We start from the raw sequence: 18,764 nt of genomic DNA, 5'->3' as shown, positions 1-18,764 counted from the left end.
CCATGAAAAAAGTTCTCATCGCCAACCGAGGCGAAATCGCGGTCCGCATTGCCCGGGCGGCCACCGACGCAAATATTTCGTCGGTAGCCATCTACTCGGACCCGGATGCCGACGCCCTGCACGTGCGCCGCGCAGATGAAGCGTACCCGCTGCATGGTTCCACCGGCGCGGACACCTACCTGGATATCGAGAAGATCATCGAGATTGCCAAGCGCTGCGGCGCCGATGCGGTGCACCCCGGCTACGGTTTCCTCTCGGAGAACGCGAACTTCGCCGCCGCCGTCATCGAAGCCGGCATGAGCTGGATTGGTCCGCCCCCCGCGGCCATCGAGGCACTGGGCAACAAGGTCACGGCCCGGCAGATCGCGGTGCGCGCAGGTGCGCCGCTGGCCCCGGGCACCGACGGCCCGGCAGCGGACGCCGGCGAGGTGCGGGCCTTCGCTGAAGAGTACGGCGTGCCGGTCGCCATCAAGGCGGCCTTCGGCGGCGGTGGCCGCGGCATCAAGATCGCCTACTCGCTCGATGAGATCTCCGATGCTTTCGAGTCCGCCACCCGCGAAGCCACCGTGGCCTTTGGCCGTGGCGAATGCTTCGTGGAACGTTTCCTGGCCAAGCCGCGCCACGTCGAGGCCCAGGTGCTGGCCGATACCCACGGCAATGTGGTGGTCGTCGGCACCCGCGACTGCTCCTTGCAGCGCCGCCACCAGAAGCTGGTGGAAGAGGCGCCTGCCCCGTTCTTGACCGATGAGCAGCGGACCCGGATCCACGAGTCCGCGAAGGCGATCTGCAAGGAAGCCGGATATGTCGGGGCCGGCACCGTGGAATACCTGGTGGCCCAGGACGGTCTGATCTCCTTCTTGGAAGTCAATACCCGTTTGCAGGTGGAGCACCCGATCACCGAGGAGACTTCCGGCGTTGATCTGGTGGCCGAGCAGTTCCGCATTGCCGATGGCCTGCCGTTGTCCATTACCGAGGACCCGCAGCCTACCGGCCATGCCATCGAATTCCGCATCAATGCCGAGGACCCGGCTCGCGGCTTCCTGCCTGCGCCCGGCACCGTGGAGCGGTTCGAAGCGCCAACCGGCGCCGGCGTGCGCGTGGACTCAGGGGTCCGCAGCGGCTCGGTCATTCCGCCGTTCTACGACTCGATGATCGCCAAGCTGATTGTGCGCGGTGCCGACCGGAACCAGGCGTTGCGCCGTGCCCGCCTGGCGCTGGAAGAAATCAGCATTGCCGGTGTACCCACGGTCCTGCCATTCCACCGCGCCGTCATCGAGCACGAAGCGTTCAACGGCGAATCCCTGGGCGTCTACACCACATGGATCGAGGACGAGTTCCTCAACGAGGTGGAGGCCAGCGACGAGATGGATCTGGACCAGCGCGATACCAGCCGTGAAACCATCACCATAGAGCTCGATGGCAAGGCCGTCCAGCTGGGTCTTCCCGCTGCACTGACCAACGCGTTGCGCAATACCCCCGGAGCCGGCACCGCCGCCGCCACCCAGGATGATGCTGCCGGCCAGGTCGATGCCGCCGCGGTACGCAGCACCATGGACGGGAACCTCGTCCGCTTCGCCGCGGAAGATGGCAGTGCAGTCGCCGAAGGGCAGAGCATTGCCATCGTCGAGGCGATGAAGATGGAATCCACCATCACCGCGCACCGTGATGGCATCTTCCGCGCAGCGGACTTGAGCGCAGGGTCAGCCGTACGCCGCGGCGACACCTTGGGCACCATCGGCTAGCGTCCAGGCCATGGAGTCCGTACCCGCAAGCCAGTTGGGATAAATTGGAAGCATGAAAGCCACCAGCAGCACCTCGCATCCGACCAAGGCCCCACACGCGCACAGCGGGCTCTGGGCTGCCAATGAGCTGCGCCGCCGCATTGCCGAAGGCGAGCTATTGCCCGGTGACAAGCTTTCCGAGCAGGCCCTGGCTGAATCGTTGGGGCTCTCGCGCAATACCTTGCGCGAGAGCTTCACCTTGCTCAATAGCGAGCTGATCATCACCCGGATCCCCAACCGGGGTGTTTTCGTGGCTTCTCCGGATGCGGATGATGTGCGGGAAATCTATGCGGTGCGCCGTACCGTCGAGCCGGCATGCCTGGCGTGGGGCCAAGACATCGACCTGGACCGGTTGGGCAAGATCATCGAAGAGGCTCGCACAGGTCTGGCTGCCGGCGACGTGCCGCGGATGGCCAATGCCAATCAGGCCTTCCACAAGCAGCTGGTCGCCTCCTCCGACAGCGAACTGCTCCAGGAGCTGATGAGCCGCGTGCTGGCCCGCATGCGCCTGGTCTTCCACGCCATGAGCGACGCCCCGGATTTCCATTCGCACTATGTAGAGCGCAATGCGAATCTGTTGGCCATGCTCCGCGCCGGAAAGCGCCTGGAAGCCGCCCAGACCCTGCGCGGCTATCTCGACACCGCTGAAGCTGAGTTGCTCAGCCACATCGCCCAACGCCCGGAGTAGGCATGGAGCAGGGCCTTGGCCCATTCCGCTTGCGATTTCCATCTCATCCGCGCCGTGCATTCCTCACTGCTCTGCGGCAAATGCCAGCCTCCAGCGCTTGCCTCATCGGGTTGTGCACCCTCGTTTTCCACGGATGCCGCAGAGGCCAAATCCGGGCTTGCCCCGCGGAATTTCCACTGCGATCACCGGTTTTTCCGGATCCTTGATGCTATCGCCGCCGCCTGCCTGCCGGTGCGGGCAGCCGCAAGCCCAGCTCCCTGCGGGTTTCCTCGACGCACGGACAAGCCAAGCAAGCACATAGATAGCCAACGTATGGTTTAACGAAACCATTGCGCGCCACTGCCGTTTCATCACGGCCTAGGCCCTCGTCCCCTGCTTGGAAGGTCGCACCACCCGTGAAATTGCCTGTAGCCGAATTGCACATCCACCTTGAGGGAACGCTGGAGCCAGAAATGATCATGGCGCTGGCGGCAAAAAACGGTGTTGAGCTGCCCTATGCCACCGTTGACCAGCTGCGTGCCAAGTACCAGTTCAGCAATCTGCAGTCCTTCCTCGACCTGTTCTATGCGAATATGGCGGTATTGCGCACCGCTGGAGACTTCCGTGAAATCACCGTGGCCTACCTGCAGCGCGCCCATGACTCCGGCGTGCGCCATGTGGAATTGTTCTTCGATCCGCAGGCTCACATCCAGCGCGGACTGGGCCTGGGCGAGGTCATCGCCGGCATCCGTTCCGGCCTGGCCGAGGGCGCAGAACGCTGGGGGATCTCCCACAAGCTCATCGCGTGCTTCTGGCGCCATGCCCCAGCGGAAGAAGCGATGGACTTGATGAAGGTGCTGGTCGCCGAGAAGCACGATATCGATGGCATCGGACTGGATTCCTCGGAGGTGGGTTTCCCGCCCGAGCTGTTCCAGGAAGTCTTTGCCTATGCCCGCGCCCACGGCCTGCACGTCGTTGCCCATGCGGGCGAGGAAGGCCCTGCTGACTACATTTGGCAGGCGCTGGACTTGCTGGAGGTTGAGCGCGTGGACCACGGCATCCGTTGCCTGGACGACCCGACGCTGGTTCAGCGCTTGGTCGACGAGCAGATGCCTTTGACTGTCTGCCCGCTATCCAACATCCGCTTGCGTGCGGTGGACACCATGGCCGATCATCCGTTGCCGCAGATGCTCGAAAAGGGCTTGAAGGTTTCGGTGCATTCCGATGATCCTGCCTATTTCGGCGGATACATGGATGCCAATTTTGCCTCGCTCATGGCAAGCTTCAACTTCAGCACCGGGCAGCTGGCTACGCTGGCAAGGAATTCCTTTGAATCCGCATTCCTGGATGAAGAATCCAAGCAGGTACTGCTTGCCGAAGTCCAGGCCTGGGTTCAGCGGCAAAGCCTTTAGACATGGGAACGCGGCGGCCTCTTGGGGGAAGGCCACCGCGTTCGATCCAGGGCCAAAGGCTCTGGCGGGAACTTGGCGGCCCCCTTGGGGTGAGGCCGCCTCGTTCGGTCTATGGGCTAGGGAACCTGGTATTGGGAATCCCTGATATCCGTGATGAGCATGTGCCCCGGTGCGTGGCCGATGGCCAAGGCCGGGCGGGACTCCATCACTGCTGCCTGCGGCGTGACGCCGCAGGCCCAGAACACCGGAATCGTCCCTTCCGGGATCTGCACTGCATCTCCGAAGTCAGGTGACCCCAGATCTGCTATGCCCAGCTCTTGGGGGTTCCCGATATGCACTGGAGCCCCGTGCACAGCTGGATAGCGCGAGGTAATGCGTACCGCGTCGGCAACCTGCGAGGCAGGAATCGGACGCATGGAGACCACCATCGGACCGGACATCGCTCCGGCCGACTGCGAGCGGATATTGGTCTTGTACATTGGCACGTTCACGCCCTGGTCGATATGCGCGATGGAAATGCCGCTTTCCATCAGTGCGCTCTCGAAGGTGAACGAGCAGCCGACAATGAAGGTCACCAGATCATCCCGCCAGTACTCTGACAGGTCGGTGGGCTCATCCACCTTGACCCCGTTTTCGTAAACCATGTACTTCGGCACGTCGGTGCGGATATCTCCGCCTGCCAGCAATTCATTGCTGGTTTGCCCCGCCTCCAGGACACCGAGGATCGGGCAGGACTTGGGATTGCGCTGGGCAAAGAGCAGCACATCGAAGGCCAGCTCCTGGGGAACGATGATCAGATTTGCCTGCGCATATCCAGCGCTGATCCCGGCGGTAGGCAGCACCTGCCCGGCACGGAACAATTCGCGGGCTTCGCTTGGGGCCATCGCCGCACGTTCGGAATGCCCGAGACTCTTCAGGACCTTCATGATTGCTTGGCTCCTAGCCGTTCCAGAGGGCTGCCAGACCCGAAATCGAGTTCCAGCCGAGGTAGACGCTGAGCAGCCAGGTCAAGGCGCCGATGACCAGCAGGGCCTTGGGGTAGTTGTATCCGTTCATCAGGTCGCGGCGGCGCCATGCGACCCAGAGCAGTACTGCGAAGCCCACAGGAAGGATCAGACCGTTGAAGGCTCCGGCGAAGATCAGCAGGGTTGCCGGCGCCTTGCCCAGGAACAGGTAGATGATCCCGCAGACCACGATGAAAGCCACGGTGATCAGGTTGCGGGTGCGCTCCGGTGTGGTGCGCTTGGTGATGAAGGAAACCGAAGTGTAGGCGGCACCGATCACACTGGTCAGCGCGGCAGCCCAGAGGATGATGCCGAAAGCGCGGATGCCGATGGGGCCGGCGGCGTGGCCGAAAGCTTCGGCAGCCTTGTTGTCGCTGGTCAGCGCTACGCCGCCGGCCACAACGCCGAGGATCGCCAGGAAGAGCAGCACGCGCATGACACCGGTGACGATGATTGCCAGGGTCGAGATGTTGGAGATCGACTTGACATGCTCCACGCCCGATGTGCCCGAATCGATCATGCGGTGGGCGCCGGCGTAGGTGATGTAGCCGCCAACGGTGCCGCCGATCAGGGTGGTGATGATCAAGAAATCGATCTTCTCGGGGAGCACCACGTTGCGGATCGCATCGCCCACCGGTGGGGCGGCGACAATTGCCACGTACAGCATCAGCAGGATCATGACGGCTCCCAGCATCACCACAATGCGGTCCAATGCCATGCCGGCTTTCTTTGACAGGAAGACCAGAATGGCGATGGCCGCGGAGATGGCGCCGCCAATTTTGGCATCAACACCCAGCATGGCGTTCAGGCCCAGGCCAGTGCCGGCGATATTGCCGATGTTGAAGACCATGCCGCCGATGAATACCAGTGCGGCCAGTACCCAACCGATGCCAGGGACGACTTTGTTGCCCAGTTCCTGGGCACGCATTCCGGATACCCCGATCACGCGCCAGACGTTCAGCTGGACCGCGATGTCCACAAGGATGGAGACGACAATGGCGAAGGCGAAGGCCGCGCCAATTTGGACCGTGAATTCTGTGGTCTGGGTGATGAAGCCCGGTCCGATGGCGCTGGTGGCCATCAGGAACATGGCGCCTAGGAGCGCCGTGCGCCGCGCCTTGCTGCTTTGGGATGTTGACTCAGGAAGTGCCATGATGACGTTCCAATGCGATAGTGGTGACAACCGTCACAAGGTCAATGTGATGGACAAGACTTTACAGGTTGTTGAACAACTCTGGCAACAGGTTGTTGAACAATTTACTTTGCAGGCCTCCTCCGATCCCATTGCAAATCACCATTTATTCGTTTTGGTGCTGAGCGCTGACTAGCAAATTCCCAAAATATACTCGAGGCCCAGCAGCCCACTGGACTCCTCGAAAATTCTTTCCATCAAGTAGCTCGCGTCAGCGCAACCGGAAGGTTCCATCTTGATTCGGCACTTAAAAGACCACGGCCGCGGTCACAGCGATAATTCGCCGGGACCGCGGCCGCGGGGCACTAATCGGGTTTAGTGGAAGAAGTGGCGTGCACCGGTGAAGTACATCGTGATACCAGCTTCGTTCGCTGCCGCGATGACTTCCTCATCGCGCACCGAACCACCGGGCTGCACGACAGCCTTCACGCCGGCATCGATCAGGATCTGCAGGCCGTCGGCGAAGGGGAAGAAAGCATCCGAAGCGGCCACGGAGCCAACGGCACGCTGTTCCGAAGCAGCCGCGTCAGCGTTCTCAGCGCCACCGGCTGCATCCGCACCGGACTCGACCTTCACGCCCAGGGTGTTGGCACGTTCCACGGCCAGCTTGCAGGAGTCGATGCGGTTGACCTGGCCCATGCCGATGCCCGTTGCTGCACCATTCTTAGCCAGCAGAATCGCGTTGGACTTGGCAGCGCGCACGGCGCTCCAAGCGAATTCCAGATCTGCCAAGGTAGCAGCGTCAGCTGCTTCACCGGCAGCAAGGGTCCAGTTCCCCGGATTGTCGCCCTCGGCGTCGATCTTGTCGCCGGCCTGGACCAGCATGCCACCGCTTACCTGGCGGAACTCGTTCTTGTTCCGGCCGTAGCCTTCTGGCAGGGCCAGCAGGCGGATGTTCTTCTTGGCCGAGAGGATCTGCACCGCTTCGGCCTCGAAGTCCGGGGCAATAACTACCTCGGTGAAGATGCCCTTGACGGTTTCTGCCATTTCCTTGGTGACCGTGCGGTTGGCGGCGATGACTCCGCCGAATGCGGACACCGGGTCGGTAGCGTGCGCCTTGCGGTGCGCGTCGGCGATCGGATCTGCCGCGTCATCCGAAGCGACGGCCACACCGCAAGGGTTGGCGTGCTTGACCACAGCCACAGCCGGCTTCTCGAAGTCGTATGCGGCACGCAGTGCAGCATCTGCATCCACGTAGTTGTTGTAGCTCATTGGCTTGCCGTGCAGCTGATCAGCCTGGGCGATGCCGGCTGGAGCGGCTTCGTCAACGTAGAGCGCTGCCTGCTGGTGCGGGTTTTCGCCGTAGCGCAGCACATCGGCTCGCTGCAGGGCCACGCCTGCGTAGGCTGGCCAGTCGATGACGCCGTCGCCGTCCTCATCCAGGAACTGGCTTGCGGTCCACGAGGCTACCGCGGTGTCGTAGGCTGCGGTGTGAGCGTAGGCCTTGGCGGCCAGGCGCTGGCGGGTCTTCAGATCGAAGCCGCCCTCGGCTGCCGCGGAGATGACCTGCGGGTAGAAAACTGGATCAACCACGATGGAAACGGCGGCGTGGTTCTTCGCTGCCGAGCGGACCATGGCTGGGCCCCCGATGTCGATCTGCTCGACAACTTCATCCTGCGAGGCACCCGAGGCGACGGTCTGCACGAAGGGGTACAGGTTCACCACCACCAGGTCGATCTGCTCGATATCCATCGAGGAGAGGGTGTCCATGTGCTCGGTGACGCGGCGGTCCGCAAGGATGCCGCCGTGGATGCGCGGGTGCAGGGTCTTGACGCGGCCATCGAGCATTTCAGGGGAACCGGTCACCTGCTCGACCTCGGTCACGGGAATTCCAGCGGCAGCGATCTTCTTGGCCGTGGAGCCGGTGGATACCAGCTGCACGCCTGCGGCGTGCAATCCAGCGGCCAGCTCCTCCAAGCCGGTCTTGTCATAGACGGAAATCAGTGCGCGACGGATAGCGACTTTGTCCAGCACGGTCTTACTCACGAAATTTTTCTCCCGGCGGTGAGAATGAATGGGGCGGGCAGCGCAGAGGCCACCGCCTTCATTCTAACCAAGGAAGGCACCGGAATTTCAGTTCGTGTCAAGCCCCTTCCGGCAATGAGGAAAGGTGCGGGAAATATGAAGAAAGCTGCTTGTCAGTCAGGCAAAGCTGCAGAAGTTTTTCTGCATGTTCTTCATCTGCGACATAGGCCACGAGATCTGCCTTGGTCCGTTCGCCCAACTCTTCGCGCAACGACCGGGCTACCGCAACCAGCGTGTGATAGTAGCGCTTAATAGTAGGTTCCCAGCCATCACGCGCTGCCAGTCCGGTCATCGCCTCGGACCATAGCGTGGCCGCGGGATCTTCGCATAAATCAATGGATGACCAGTGCCAATCGCTGGGTTCCCACTTATCCGAGTAGAAGCTCTCCTCGTCGCTATCTTCCAGATCCGCTTCCAAGGAGGCCAAGACGTCGTCGAGATCTTCCCCGTCGGAATCCTCGTCATCCGGCTGGTCTTCGTCTTCATCATCGGAATCAGTGATCAGCAGCGAATCGTCTTCCAATGTGACGGTTTCAGGTTCAAGGCTTCCATCGCCTTCGGCATCGGGACGGTCCTCGTAATCGGCAGGCTCATCGGCGTCTTCACCGCGTTCCACCAATTGCTCGCGAGACTCCGTGAGGCGATCTCGTTCCAGGGCCTGCACCGAGTTCAAGGCCAGCAACGGCATGGCGATACTTTCGCTTTCCTCGGTGCTGACTCCATGCAAGGCAATGGCATAGAAGTCCTGGTCGGGGTGTCCAGCTATCACTTCCGCTGCGTGTCGAAGGGCAGTCACCCGTATAGCCTCTTCGAGAGCGGTCCAATCTACTCCCATGTCCAGAGATTACCCCCTTGCCGGCGCAGACAACAGGCCTTGACGTGGCGGGAGAAGAAGCGTAGAGAGCTACACCTGGAACCTGGTTTTCGGCTATGCTTCACGCGGTACAAACCATTTCTGCTCGCACACCGAAAGGTGCACCACTGTGTCTTCCGCACCCCTGCCTTCTGGCACATCGATCGTGCAAGAGCTGCCATTCAAATGGAAGGTGCAGGGCACCATTTTCATTATCGGCGGACTCGGATTCATGTTCGATGCCTGGGACGTGACCCTCAACGGCGCGTTGATTCCATTGGTCGCCGAAGAGTGGGGGCTTGACCGTCCCACCGCGGCCTTGCTGGGCACTTCCAATCTGGTGGGCATGGCCCTGGGCGCCTTCCTCTGGGGCGGGATCGCCGACCGCTATGGACGCAAGAACGCCTTCAGCCTGACGCTTCTGATGTTCTCGCTATTCACCATCCTCGGCGCGCTGTCTCCGAATTTCGGCTTCTTCGTCGCCTTCCGCTTCCTGGCCGGCGTCGGCCTGGGAGGCTGCATCCCGGTGGACTATGCGCTCGTCGGCGAGTTCACCCCTGCCAAGCTGCGCGGACGCGTGCTCACCGCCATGGATGGCTGGTGGCCGGTGGGCGCGGCACTGTCCTTCTTCGTTTCGGGGTGGGTGATGGCCACCGCCGATAATTGGCGGCTGATCCTGGCAGTCATGATCCTGCCCGCGTTCATGGTGTACCTGGTACGGCGCTCCATGCCCGAATCCCCGCTGTTCTTGGCAGCCAAGGGCCGCGATGCCGAGGCCCGTGCGGTCATCGACCAGCTCGTGGAACGCACCGGGGCCACTGCGCGCGAGTACGTAATTGCACCTGTGGAATTGGAAAAGGCTCCGCGCTGGTGGGAGCAGGTCGCCTCGCTGTGGCGGTACTCCTGGAAGATCACCGCCACCAGCTGGCTGCTGTTCATGACCATTTTGCTGGTCTACTACCTGGCATTGACCTGGTTGCCATCGATTCTGACCGAAGCCGGAATGGCCCAGTCAGCGTCGTTCTTCGCTACCGCGGTGATGGCCCTGATGGGGCTGGTGGGCGTTGTTCTGGCAGCCCTGCTGGTGGAGCGGGTAGGCCGTAAATGGCTGCTGGCGATCTCCGCGCCAATCTCAGGCATCGTGCTTGTGGTCGTAGCCCAGAACCTGCATATCCCAGCGACCGCGATTGCCTGGGTGCTGGTCTTCGGCGTGGTGGTCCAGGTCGCTATTCCCGTGCTGTATGCCTACGTTTCCGAGCTGTACCCCACCGAATTGCGCGCCAGCGGTTTTGGCTGGGCCTCGACCATGTCCCGCTTTGCCGCCGGCTTCGGTCCCCTGCTTTTCGCGGCCCTGTGGCCAGTGGTCGGGCTGGGCTGGCTGTTTGCCGGCGCGACTGCGCTGGTGCTGGTCGCCGTCGTCTTCATGGCGCGATTCGCTCCAGAAACCCGCGGCATGAGTTTGGGTTAAGGATCATCGGCCAGCGGCGAATGCCAGCACCTTGTGGTGCTGGCATTTGCTAGTCCTGCGTAGTTTGCGGGCGCAAGCCGTCGCGCATGATCTGCACGATGCGGTCCTCCAAACCAGGCTGGCTCTTGCTGAAGGCCCGCGGCAGTGGACGGGTCATGGCCCCGATGGTGGCAATCAGCTCTATCTCCGTTACGTCTTTGCGGACCAAATTCGCGTTCTTGGCCAAGACCAAGGCGGAGTGCAGGGACTGGCCGGCCTCTGCCTGGACCTCCAGAATGCGGGGGCTGATCTTCTTTGGCAATTGCAGCCCGAGCGCTTCGCTCAGTGCCCCGAGATTCTGCTGGACCAGTGTGCCAAGCAGAACTTCCCAAGCGTCCGTGTCACCGTCTTCAAGCCGCTGAACCGCTGATTGGGAAGCGATTCGGATATCCCCAAGCGTGCCGAGGGTGACTTCTTCAACCAACGCATTCCGGTCAGCGAAGTTTCGATACAGTGTGCCGATGCCCACTCCGCTGGCCTCTGCAATAGTTTCCATCGCAATCTGGGCGCCGTGTTCTGCAAATAATTCACGAGCTGCTCGAAGGATGTTCTCACGTCGCCGAAGAGCATCTGAACGCATGAGTGGAATCCGATCTGAAGGAAATTCTGGCGCACGACTTGCCACCTGACGATTTCACGATAGCGGACAGGCAGTGCTCTGACGAAGCGGAAATCAACTTTCCAGAACGAAAAGTTTGCTCCCCGCGCCCGCGCCCAGCCATTCCGCATTTCCAGAAACCGTGCTATCCCTAGGATCTAGAACCTCAAGGCCAAGGAATCCTCGGATATGCGTTTTCAGCTCATCAGGCACGGACAAACCCCATCGAATGTTGCCGGGCAGCTTGATACCGCTTACCCGGGTGCCAGCCTCACTCCACTGGGGCATCGCCAGGCTCGTGCCCTGCCGCAGGCATTCAGTGGCGGGCAGCTGCAGTCCATCTATGCCTCGACGCTGAACCGCACGCAGCTGACGGCCCAGCCATTGAGCGAATCCACCGGACAGAAGCTGCAGGTCATTGACGGCCTCGAGGAGATTTCAGCAGGTACCTTGGAGATGCAGGCCGACGAGGCCTCACGCTATGCCTACGGCATGTGCCTGCATTCGTGGATGCATGGCAACTGGGAGCAGAGGATGCCCGGCGGGCCGAACGGCTACGACTTCATTGAACGATATTCCAATGCCTTGGAAACCATCGCCCGGGCACAGGACTACTCCGGCACGGTCGCGGTATTCAGCCATGGCGCCGCCATTCGCGTCTTCAGCGCATGGGCTACGAAGATGGCGCCTGCCGATGCCGCAGAGCTGCATATCGAGAATACCGGTGGCTCCTTGATGGAATTGGGCATCGGCGGAACGTGGGCCTTGGAACGGTGGAATCCAGAACCGCTCGGTGGCGACTTCGTTCGCGATGTTCTCACCGAGGACGTTACGGGTGGCGAGGACGGTATCCCTTGAGTACCCCGCTCCACCGGGGATCGCGAGTTGCACCAACTCAGCATCTATTTTTTCGGTAGTCTGGCAGGGGAGCTCATTTTCCGCTGAGCGCACAAACGGAAGGCCCTCATGCACGACGACATTTCCCTGACCACCGGACGCGTCCGCCGCGTTCTGACCGAACGTATCCTTCCCGCGATATATTCGGAATCCATGCCATTGACGCTCTCCTGGCACGAATTGCCGGGAGAGCCGATAGCTCCTGCGCAGGGCCTTGCACTGGACTACCAGCCCACAGAGGTTGGTACCCCGTGGGGCGCGGCCTGGGGCACCACATGGTTCCATCTGCAGGGCCAGGTTCCGGCGCATTGGGCCGGACGCCGGGTGGAAGCCGTGATTGATCTGGGATTTGACGTCAACATGACCGGCTTCCAGTGCGAGGGCCTGGTTTACCGGCCCGATGGCATCACCATCAAGGCGATCAACCCGCGCAACCAGTGGGTGCCAATTGCCGGGCAGGCCGAAGGCAATGAGGTCATCGACTTGTACCTGGAAGCGGCATCCAACCCGGTGCTGCTGGACTACCACCCGTTCCTTCCCACCGAGCAGGGCGATATCCTCACCTCGTCTTCGCGCCGGCTGTACACCACCCGCCGCATGGACCTGGCGGTCTTTGAATCCGTAGTACACGAGTTGTCGCTGGATCTGGAGGTGCTGCTGGATCTGCAAGGACAGCTGCCGGCCGGCCCGCGCAAGATGCAGGTGCTGCAGGCCATGGACAACGCGTTGGACGTGCTCGACCTGCAGCGGATTACCGAGACCGCGCAGGCCGCCCGCAAGGAGCTGGCAGCGGTCCTGGCCGCCCCAGCCGAGCACAGTGCGCACCAGATTTCCGCGATTGGCCACTCGCATATCGACTCGGCCTGGCTGTGGCCGCTGCGCGAAACCATCCGCAAGGTCTCCCGCACCTGCTCCTCGATGGTGGAGCTGCTGGGCGACGAGGAAGAATTCCTCTACGGCATGTCCAGCGCCCAGCAGTACAAGTGGCTCAAGACCCATCGCCCCGAGGTCTGGGATCGGGTGAAGAAGGCCGTTGCCGATGGTCGCTTCCTGCCTCTGGGCGGCATGTGGGTCGAGTCCGATACCGTGATGCCCTCGGGCGAATCGCTGGTCCGCCAGTTCCTCTACGGCCAGAAATTCTTCCGCGACGAATTCGGCATCGATTCAAAAGGCGTATGGCTGCCCGATTCCTTCGGATACTCCCCTGCCCTGCCCCAGCTGATGCGCCGTGCCGGCTTCGAATGGTTCTTCACCCAGAAGATCTCCTGGAACCAGCAGAACAAATTCCCGCACCACACCTTCGATTGGGAAGGCATCGACGGCTCGCGCGTGTTCAGCCACTTCCCGTCGATGGACACCTACAACTCGCAGCTCTCCGGGGAGGAAGTCGCCAAGGCCTCGCGCCAGTTCCGCGAAGCGCGGCTGACCAACAACTCCATCGCACCGGTCGGCTGGGGCGATGGCGGCGGCGGCACCACCCGGGAAATGACCGGCAAAGCCAAGCGCCTGGCCAATCTGGAAGGCAGTGCGAAAGTCCGGTGGGAGCACCCGAACGACTTCTTCGACCGGGCCAAAGCCGAGCTGCCCAACCCTCCGGTATGGGTGGGAGAGCTCTACCTGGAGCTGCACCGCGCCACGCTGACCAGCCAGCACCAGACAAAGCAGGGCAACCGCCGCGCCGAGCAGCTGCTGGTCGAGGCCGAACTGTGGGCGGCTACCGCAGCCCTACGCACCGGGGCCGAATACCCGTACGAGCAGCTCGACGAACTGTGGGAAACCGTGCTGCTCCACCAGTTCCATGACATCCTGCCCGGCACCTCCATCGCCTGGGTGCACCGCGAAGTGGTGGCACGCTACGCCCAGGTCATCGAGCAGGCCGAGGCGCTGATCCGCGCCGCCCAGCAGCAGCTGGCTGGCGAGGGATCCACGCCTATTGCATTCAACGGTGCGGCGTTCACGCGCAATGACCTGGCATTCGGCCAGGCCAGGGAAGTGGAAGCCGTTCCTGTTTCCGCGGTCCGGGCCACCGCAGCCGATGGCGGCTACATCCTGGATAACTCGGTCATCCGGGTGGCGGTCAACGCCCAGGGCCTGATTGCCTCCGCTGTGGATCTGGCTACCGGCCGTGAAACCATCGCCGAGGGCCAGGAAGCGAACCTGCTGCAATTGTACCAGGACTTCCCGAACATGTGGGACGCCTGGGACGTGGACAAGTACTACCGCAACCAGGTCACCGATCTGCGCGAGCTCGATAGCCTGGAGCTGTCTTCGCGCGAGGACGGCAGCCAGGTCATCACGATTGCCCGCAGCTTCTCCAAATCCACGCTGGTCCAGGAACTGTCGCTGGCGCCAGGCTCGCGGACCGTGCAGATCTCGCAGAGTACCGATTGGCATGAGGCAGAGAAATTCCTCAAGGTCGCCTTCCCACTGGATATCCGTGCCGAACATGCAATTGCCGAAACCCAGTTCGGCTACCACAAGCGCGTTACCCACGTGAATACCAGCTGGGAAGCGGCGAAGTTCGAAACTTCCATGCACCGCTTCTTGCTGGCCGAGGAACCCGGCTTCGGCGCGGCACTGGTCAATGACTCCATCTACGGATTCGATGTCACCCGCGATGCCAAGGACGCGGCTGTCACGACAACCATGCGCCTGTCATTGCTGCGCGCCCCGCGCTTCCCGGATCCTGAAACCGACCAGGGCCTGCAGGCCCACCGCTACGGTTTGGTCATCGGCGCGGACGTGGCCATGGCAACAGAGGCCGGCGCCTTGCTCAACAGCGCACAGCGAGTCGTCCATGGCACCCACGGCGTGGACCCGCTGGTATCGGTTACCGGTGAAGGCCTGGTGATTTCCAGCGTGAAGCTGGCGGCGGACCACTCCGGCGATTTGGTGGTGCGGGTCTATGAATCCCTGGGCCGCCGTGCCAGCGGCAGCCTGTTGGTCAACGCGCAGGCCTTGTCTGCAGCCACCGCGAGCCTGCTGGAAGATGAGCTGCCAGGGCAAGCCCTCGAGCTCTCCGATGGTGCAGTGCCGCTGAAGCTGGGCGCTTTCGAAGTGCGCACTCTGCGCTTCGCCCTGGCCAGGTAACCGCGGGTTCCGGGGCTGGCCCTTCGCACGCCGTGGCGTGCGAAGGGCCAGCCCCGTTGCAATCCACGGTCCTGGCTTGCGGGAATCACTGGATCATTGTCCCGTCCGGAGCAACCGCATACCAGACCCCGCCTACGCCCTGGCCGTTGGTATCACCGGGCTTGGCGTCCTAGCCGGGGAGGATTTCCGCCGATCCCTACCAGGGCGATGGCTCATAGTCCTTGAGGAAGCAGCCATTCAGGTCAATGCCACGTTCCCCGTCAACGATCGGCTGGTACACCCGGGCCGCGCCATCAATCAGGTCCAAGGGGGCGTGCCACCCGTCGGCAACTTTCCGGACCTTCGCATCATGCGGGCGCTCATCGGTGATCCACCCGGTGTCCACCGCGCTCATGAGGATCCGGTCGGTCTTCAGCATCTCTTCCGCGCTGGTGCGGGTGAGCATGTTCAGCGAGGCCTTGGCCATATTGGTGTGCGGGTGCCCGGCACCCTTGTAGCGGCGGGAGAACTGGCCTTCCATCGCCGAGACGTTCACGATGTACTTGCGCCGGGCCCCGCTGGCGGCCAAAGCCGGGCGCAGCCGCGAAGCGAGCAGGAACGGGGCGGTGACATTGCACAGCTGCACTTCGAGCATTTCCAGGGCATCAACATCACCCAGGATCTGCGTCCAGGAATTCTCCGTCACCACGTCCGGGATCAAGCCCCCGGCATCGATTGCGGTTCCCGCTGCGATTCGTTCCAGCGATGCGGAGCCGGCCCGCATGGCCAGATCTGCCAGCTGCTGCGCATCGTAGCTTTCCGATGCCGCAGGGGCCAGCAGAGCTGATTCTTCCAGGCGGAAGGCACTGGCCAGGGCCTTGGGATGCTCCGAGGGCGGGTTCGCTTCGCCCCACAGCTCCGGTCCCCCGTTGCCAGGCAGCAGCTGCGCGGCCAGGGGCTGCTGCTCGGATTCGACCAGATGCTGGTAGGAATTGGCCGTGCGCCGCACGGTCTGCGCGGCGTTGTTGATCAGGATATCGAGCGGCCCTTCGGCAGCCACGCGGTCGGCCAGGGAGATGACCTGTGCCGGGTCGCGCAAGTCGATGCCGGCAATGCGCAGCCGGTGCATCCATTCGGCGCTGTCCTCCAGTGCCGCGAAGCGTCGTGCGGCGTCCTTGGGGAAACGCGTGGTGATGGTGGTGTGGGCTCCATCGCGCAGCAGCCGCAGCGCGATGTGCATGCCGATTTTGGCTCGCCCGCCGGTCAGCAAGGCGCGCTTGCCGCTCAGGTCCGCGCGGGCGTCCCGGCGTTCGCGTCCCTGCGCGGCGCAGTCCGGGCAGAGATAATGGTGGAAGGCATCCACGGTGGTGTAGCGCTGCTTGCAGATGTAGCAGCCGCGCGGCTTGCGGAATTCCCCGGCGCTTGCGCTTCCGGTTGAACTGCTCAGGTCCAGGCCGAGGGTTTCGTCATCCAGCCGTTGCGGCGAGCCGGTGGCGGTGCGCTCAATCACGGCCCGGTCCGCGGCGCTGATCTCGGCACGCTTTTGGGACTTGCGGTAGCGCTTGGCCGCCTTGAACATGTTGCTGGTGGCCCTGCGCACGGCAATGTGCCGTTCATCCTCGGGATCCAGCTGGTGCACCACCGACAGGACCTTCAAAGCGGCGGATAGTTCTGCTTCGGTAAACAGTTCGGTTTCTGGTGCCTGCAAGGGCAGCGGCGTAGGTTCAGTCATCTCCCCACCAATTTTACGCGGTGGGCAGCGCCCTATTTTCCCTTGGCGAGATCGGCGAGCGTGGCAATGAGCAGGCGGCGCTCGACGAGCTTGATGCGCTCATGCAGCGATTCCTCGGTGTCGTGCTCTTCAATCGGCACGGCTTCCTGGCGCAGGATCGGACCGGTATCAACACCGGCATCGGCAATGTGCACGGTGCAGCCGGTGACCTTCACGCCGTAGGCCAGCGCATCGCGCACGCCGTGGGCGCCGGGGAAGGACGGCAGCAGCGCAGGGTGGGTGTTGATGTAGGTGCCGTCGAAGGCGTTGATGAATTCCTCGCCGACGATGCGCATGAAACCGGAGGAGACAACATAGTCCGGGGCGTAGGACAAGCACTTTCCGGTGAGCGCATGGTTCCATTCGCCGCGATCCGCGTAGTCCTTGAAGTTCACGACGAACGTTTCGATTCCGGCTTCAGCCGAACGCTGCACGCCGTAGGTGCCGTGCTTATCCGCTCCCACGGCCGCAATCTCGACATTGTCCAGCTGGCCGTCGGCCACTGCGTCGATGACTGCCTGGAGATTAGAACCGGTACCTGAAACCAAAACCACAATGCGCATGAATTCAATTCTACGGTTCGCCGGGGCCGGCGCTTCATCCCGGACGCAATGTTGCATGGCGTTTCGATCCGCAGGCCTTTTCCCGGCACCGTTGCCGCGCCGGCCCTAGACTGGCCTTGAGAGTTCCATTCGAAGTGGAGATGCTGATGAGCCAGATAGTTCCCGACGGCAAGGACTGGACCGTTGTCCTGGACACGGTGTGCGCGCAGTGCGCCGTCGATGTGCGCGGCATCTCGCCCGGCGATGCCATGGCCCAGCTTCCGGTGTGCGTGGACCGCTACATCGAGGTACTCGCGCGCCCCGATGCGCAGACCCACACGAACCCTGCCCGCTGGAGCGACCAGGAGTACGTGGCCCACGTCGCCGAAATGCTGCAGGTGATGACCGGGCGCCTGGACCTGATGCTTGAGCACGATGACCCGGAGTTCCCCAACTGGGACCAGGACCGGGCCGCCGACGAGGGAAACTACAATTCGCTGCCTGCAGGGCAGGTCGCCGAGCTGTTGCGCGAAAGCGCCGCCCGCTACGCCGCGAAGCTGTCGAGCATCGGCCCGGCGCAGTATTCCCGCCGCGGCCTGCGCTCGAACGGTGCCGCGTTTACCATTGAAACGCTGAATCAGTATGCCTGGCATGACGTCATGCACCACCTGTGGGATCTGGCTCCGCAGACCAGCTAGCCACGCCCGACACAAACGAAGGGGCCAAATGGCAGGTGCACTGCCCTTTGGCTAGACTTCTTGGCGTACGCGCGAAAACAGTTCTACATAAGGAGCCAGACAGTCATGCCCAAGGCATATTTCGGGAAAATTTCTGCACTGGCTTTCACCGGGCTGCTGTCCTTGACTGCGTGTTCTGCCGGGATTCCGCAGACCGGTGAATCCGCTGTTCCAGTCCCATCGGCTGAAGAATACATGCCGCTTCTGGTGCAAACGCAGGATGATGAAGACAAGCTTCCCGAAGGCTTTGAGGATACCGAGTCCTACGACGTGGAAACCCGCCACCTGCTGGCCACCTCGGACTTCGGCAGGCACTACGTTGCCGTAGGCAGCGAAGGCCAGCTGTGCATGATCGCCGTTCCCAAGCCTGTGGAAGAAGATGGCGATTACGAGATCGCCGGGACCACCTGCCCGACGATGGATTATGTGGTCCAGAACGGTATTCCGCTCAAGGTCGATGGCGGTGAAAACAGCTTCAAGACCGTCACCTACCTGATGCCTGCTGGCATCAGCGACGTGACGGTGGAGAACTCCATCTCCGAGCTTCGCGCCGAGCATCCCGAACTTGAAGCCGAGGATATCCAGGTAGTTGCCGAGAATGATTCGGTGCTGCTGGTGATGGAGGAGTCGACTGCCAGTGCGCTGGGGACGATCACCATCAACCGCCCCGATGGCGATCCGCTGGTTCTGGCCAGCCTGACCTAGGCCA

At 62.4% G+C, this 18,764-nt stretch carries 16 protein-coding genes and 1 pseudogene; 9 read left to right on the top strand and 8 right to left on the bottom strand.

Features of this window, described 5'->3' with window-relative positions:
• Positions 1-2 precede the first annotated feature (2 nt).
• The 3 genes from ACFVHU_RS14720 (at position 3) to ACFVHU_RS14710 (ending at position 3,860) form a co-directional block, all read left to right on the top strand.
• Positions 3-1,742 (top strand): acetyl/propionyl/methylcrotonyl-CoA carboxylase subunit alpha, encoded by a 1,740-nt coding sequence (locus tag ACFVHU_RS14720; protein ID WP_388025033.1) that lies wholly within the window; start codon positions 3-5, stop codon positions 1,740-1,742.
• Between the two features lie 52 nt (positions 1,743-1,794).
• Positions 1,795-2,469 carry a GntR family transcriptional regulator gene (locus ACFVHU_RS14715; protein ID WP_388025032.1) on the top strand — a complete coding sequence of 225 codons (675 nt, stop codon included), beginning with the start codon at positions 1,795-1,797 and terminating at the stop codon, positions 2,467-2,469.
• Between the two features lie 395 nt (positions 2,470-2,864).
• Positions 2,865-3,860, top strand: a complete 996-nt coding sequence (locus tag ACFVHU_RS14710) for an adenosine deaminase (protein WP_388025030.1) — start codon at positions 2,865-2,867, stop codon at positions 3,858-3,860.
• A gap of 116 nt (positions 3,861-3,976) precedes the next feature.
• Here the strand turns inward: ACFVHU_RS14710 and ACFVHU_RS14705 are convergent, their stop codons facing one another.
• On the bottom strand, positions 3,977-4,786 hold the full coding sequence (locus tag ACFVHU_RS14705) for a putative hydro-lyase (RefSeq protein WP_133833187.1): 810 nt from the start codon (positions 4,784-4,786) through the stop codon (positions 3,977-3,979).
• A gap of 13 nt (positions 4,787-4,799) precedes the next feature.
• Positions 4,800-6,017 (bottom strand): NRAMP family divalent metal transporter, encoded by a 1,218-nt coding sequence (locus ACFVHU_RS14700; RefSeq protein ID WP_105661644.1) that lies wholly within the window; start codon positions 6,015-6,017, stop codon positions 4,800-4,802.
• Here ACFVHU_RS14700 and ACFVHU_RS14695 point away from each other — a divergent pair.
• Positions 6,016-6,192, top strand: a complete 177-nt coding sequence (locus ACFVHU_RS14695) for a hypothetical protein (RefSeq protein ID WP_166650681.1) — start codon at positions 6,016-6,018, stop codon at positions 6,190-6,192. The two genes, ACFVHU_RS14700 and ACFVHU_RS14695, sit on opposite strands and share 2 nt — an antisense overlap.
• Positions 6,193-6,371: 179 nt before the next feature.
• Here ACFVHU_RS14695 and purH read toward each other — a convergent pair whose 3' ends face one another.
• Both purH and ACFVHU_RS14685 read right to left on the bottom strand, forming a co-directional pair.
• A complete protein-coding gene (purH, locus tag ACFVHU_RS14690) occupies positions 6,372-8,042 on the bottom strand; it encodes a bifunctional phosphoribosylaminoimidazolecarboxamide formyltransferase/IMP cyclohydrolase (RefSeq protein ID WP_332595201.1) in 1,671 nt (556 codons plus the stop codon).
• 97 nt (positions 8,043-8,139) lie between these two features.
• Positions 8,140-8,877 (bottom strand): hypothetical protein, encoded by a 738-nt coding sequence (locus ACFVHU_RS14685; protein ID WP_146112913.1) that lies wholly within the window; start codon positions 8,875-8,877, stop codon positions 8,140-8,142.
• A 187-nt stretch (positions 8,878-9,064) separates the two neighbouring features.
• Here ACFVHU_RS14685 and ACFVHU_RS14680 point away from each other — a divergent pair, with 187 nt between their 5' ends.
• Positions 9,065-10,402 (top strand): MFS transporter, encoded by a 1,338-nt coding sequence (locus ACFVHU_RS14680; protein WP_388025028.1) that lies wholly within the window; start codon positions 9,065-9,067, stop codon positions 10,400-10,402.
• 49 nt (positions 10,403-10,451) lie between these two features.
• Here ACFVHU_RS14680 and ACFVHU_RS14675 read toward each other — a convergent pair whose 3' ends face one another.
• Complete coding sequence (locus tag ACFVHU_RS14675) at positions 10,452-11,021, bottom strand: TetR/AcrR family transcriptional regulator (RefSeq protein ID WP_388025026.1); 570 nt, start codon at positions 11,019-11,021, stop codon at positions 10,452-10,454.
• Positions 11,022-11,228: 207 nt separating this feature from the next.
• On the opposite strand from ACFVHU_RS14675, the gene ACFVHU_RS14670 reads away from it, so the two are divergent.
• Positions 11,229-11,897 carry a histidine phosphatase family protein gene (locus ACFVHU_RS14670; protein WP_388025024.1) on the top strand — a complete coding sequence of 223 codons (669 nt, stop codon included), beginning with the start codon at positions 11,229-11,231 and terminating at the stop codon, positions 11,895-11,897.
• 108 nt (positions 11,898-12,005) lie between these two features.
• Positions 12,006-15,026 carry an alpha-mannosidase gene (locus tag ACFVHU_RS14665; RefSeq protein ID WP_388025023.1) on the top strand — a complete coding sequence of 1,007 codons (3,021 nt, stop codon included), beginning with the start codon at positions 12,006-12,008 and terminating at the stop codon, positions 15,024-15,026.
• 85 nt (positions 15,027-15,111) lie between these two features.
• Here ACFVHU_RS14665 and ACFVHU_RS14660 read toward each other — a convergent pair.
• The 3 genes and pseudogenes from ACFVHU_RS14660 to purN all read right to left on the bottom strand — a co-directional run.
• Positions 15,112-15,192: pseudogene (locus ACFVHU_RS14660) on the bottom strand (hypothetical protein); the annotation flags it as partial.
• Between the two features lie 30 nt (positions 15,193-15,222).
• A complete protein-coding gene (locus ACFVHU_RS14655) occupies positions 15,223-16,737 on the bottom strand; it encodes an SDR family NAD(P)-dependent oxidoreductase (RefSeq protein ID WP_388025021.1) in 1,515 nt (504 codons plus the stop codon).
• A gap of 32 nt (positions 16,738-16,769) precedes the next feature.
• The gene (purN, locus tag ACFVHU_RS14650; protein WP_133833195.1) at positions 16,770-17,339 is read right to left on the bottom strand and encodes a phosphoribosylglycinamide formyltransferase; all 570 of its coding nucleotides are present in this window, start codon (positions 17,337-17,339) and stop codon (positions 16,770-16,772) included.
• Between the two features lie 146 nt (positions 17,340-17,485).
• On the opposite strand from purN, the gene ACFVHU_RS14645 reads away from it, so the two are divergent.
• Both ACFVHU_RS14645 and ACFVHU_RS14640 read left to right on the top strand, forming a co-directional pair.
• Positions 17,486-18,016, top strand: a complete 531-nt coding sequence (locus ACFVHU_RS14645) for a DinB family protein (protein ID WP_388025020.1) — start codon at positions 17,486-17,488, stop codon at positions 18,014-18,016.
• 105 nt (positions 18,017-18,121) lie between these two features.
• The gene (locus tag ACFVHU_RS14640) at positions 18,122-18,760 is read left to right on the top strand and encodes a hypothetical protein (RefSeq protein ID WP_388025019.1); all 639 of its coding nucleotides are present in this window, start codon (positions 18,122-18,124) and stop codon (positions 18,758-18,760) included.
• The last annotated feature ends 4 nt before the right edge of the window (positions 18,761-18,764 follow it).

It is taken from the genome of Glutamicibacter sp. NPDC127525 (assembly GCF_042672105.1).
Lineage (GTDB): Bacteria > Actinomycetota > Actinomycetes > Actinomycetales > Micrococcaceae > Glutamicibacter.
The sequence above is the reverse complement of the archived record's forward strand: the minus strand, read 5'-3'. Positions and strand labels throughout refer to the sequence as shown.

What these genes read in the sequence shown, in the direction of transcription:
- ACFVHU_RS14720 (WP_388025033.1), top strand. Translation starts at nt 3, where the DNA reads ATGAAAAAAGTTCTCATCGCCAACCGAGGCGAAATCGCGGTCCGCATT.
- ACFVHU_RS14715 (WP_388025032.1), top strand. Translation starts at nt 1,795, where the DNA reads ATGAAAGCCACCAGCAGCACCTCGCATCCGACCAAGGCCCCACACGCG.
- ACFVHU_RS14705 (WP_133833187.1), bottom strand. Translation starts at nt 4,786, where the DNA reads ATGAAGGTCCTGAAGAGTCTCGGGCATTCCGAACGTGCGGCGATGGCC.
- ACFVHU_RS14695 (WP_166650681.1), top strand. Translation starts at nt 6,016, where the DNA reads ATGATGACGTTCCAATGCGATAGTGGTGACAACCGTCACAAGGTCAAT.
- ACFVHU_RS14700 (WP_105661644.1), bottom strand. Translation starts at nt 6,017, where the DNA reads ATGGCACTTCCTGAGTCAACATCCCAAAGCAGCAAGGCGCGGCGCACG.
- ACFVHU_RS14675 (WP_388025026.1), bottom strand. Translation starts at nt 11,021, where the DNA reads ATGCGTTCAGATGCTCTTCGGCGACGTGAGAACATCCTTCGAGCAGCT.
- ACFVHU_RS14670 (WP_388025024.1), top strand. Translation starts at nt 11,229, where the DNA reads ATGCGTTTTCAGCTCATCAGGCACGGACAAACCCCATCGAATGTTGCC.
- ACFVHU_RS14665 (WP_388025023.1), top strand. Translation starts at nt 12,006, where the DNA reads ATGCACGACGACATTTCCCTGACCACCGGACGCGTCCGCCGCGTTCTG.
- ACFVHU_RS14655 (WP_388025021.1), bottom strand. Translation starts at nt 16,737, where the DNA reads ATGACTGAACCTACGCCGCTGCCCTTGCAGGCACCAGAAACCGAACTG.
- purN (WP_133833195.1), bottom strand. Translation starts at nt 17,339, where the DNA reads ATGCGCATTGTGGTTTTGGTTTCAGGTACCGGTTCTAATCTCCAGGCA.
- ACFVHU_RS14645 (WP_388025020.1), top strand. Translation starts at nt 17,486, where the DNA reads ATGAGCCAGATAGTTCCCGACGGCAAGGACTGGACCGTTGTCCTGGAC.
- ACFVHU_RS14640 (WP_388025019.1), top strand. Translation starts at nt 18,122, where the DNA reads ATGCCCAAGGCATATTTCGGGAAAATTTCTGCACTGGCTTTCACCGGG.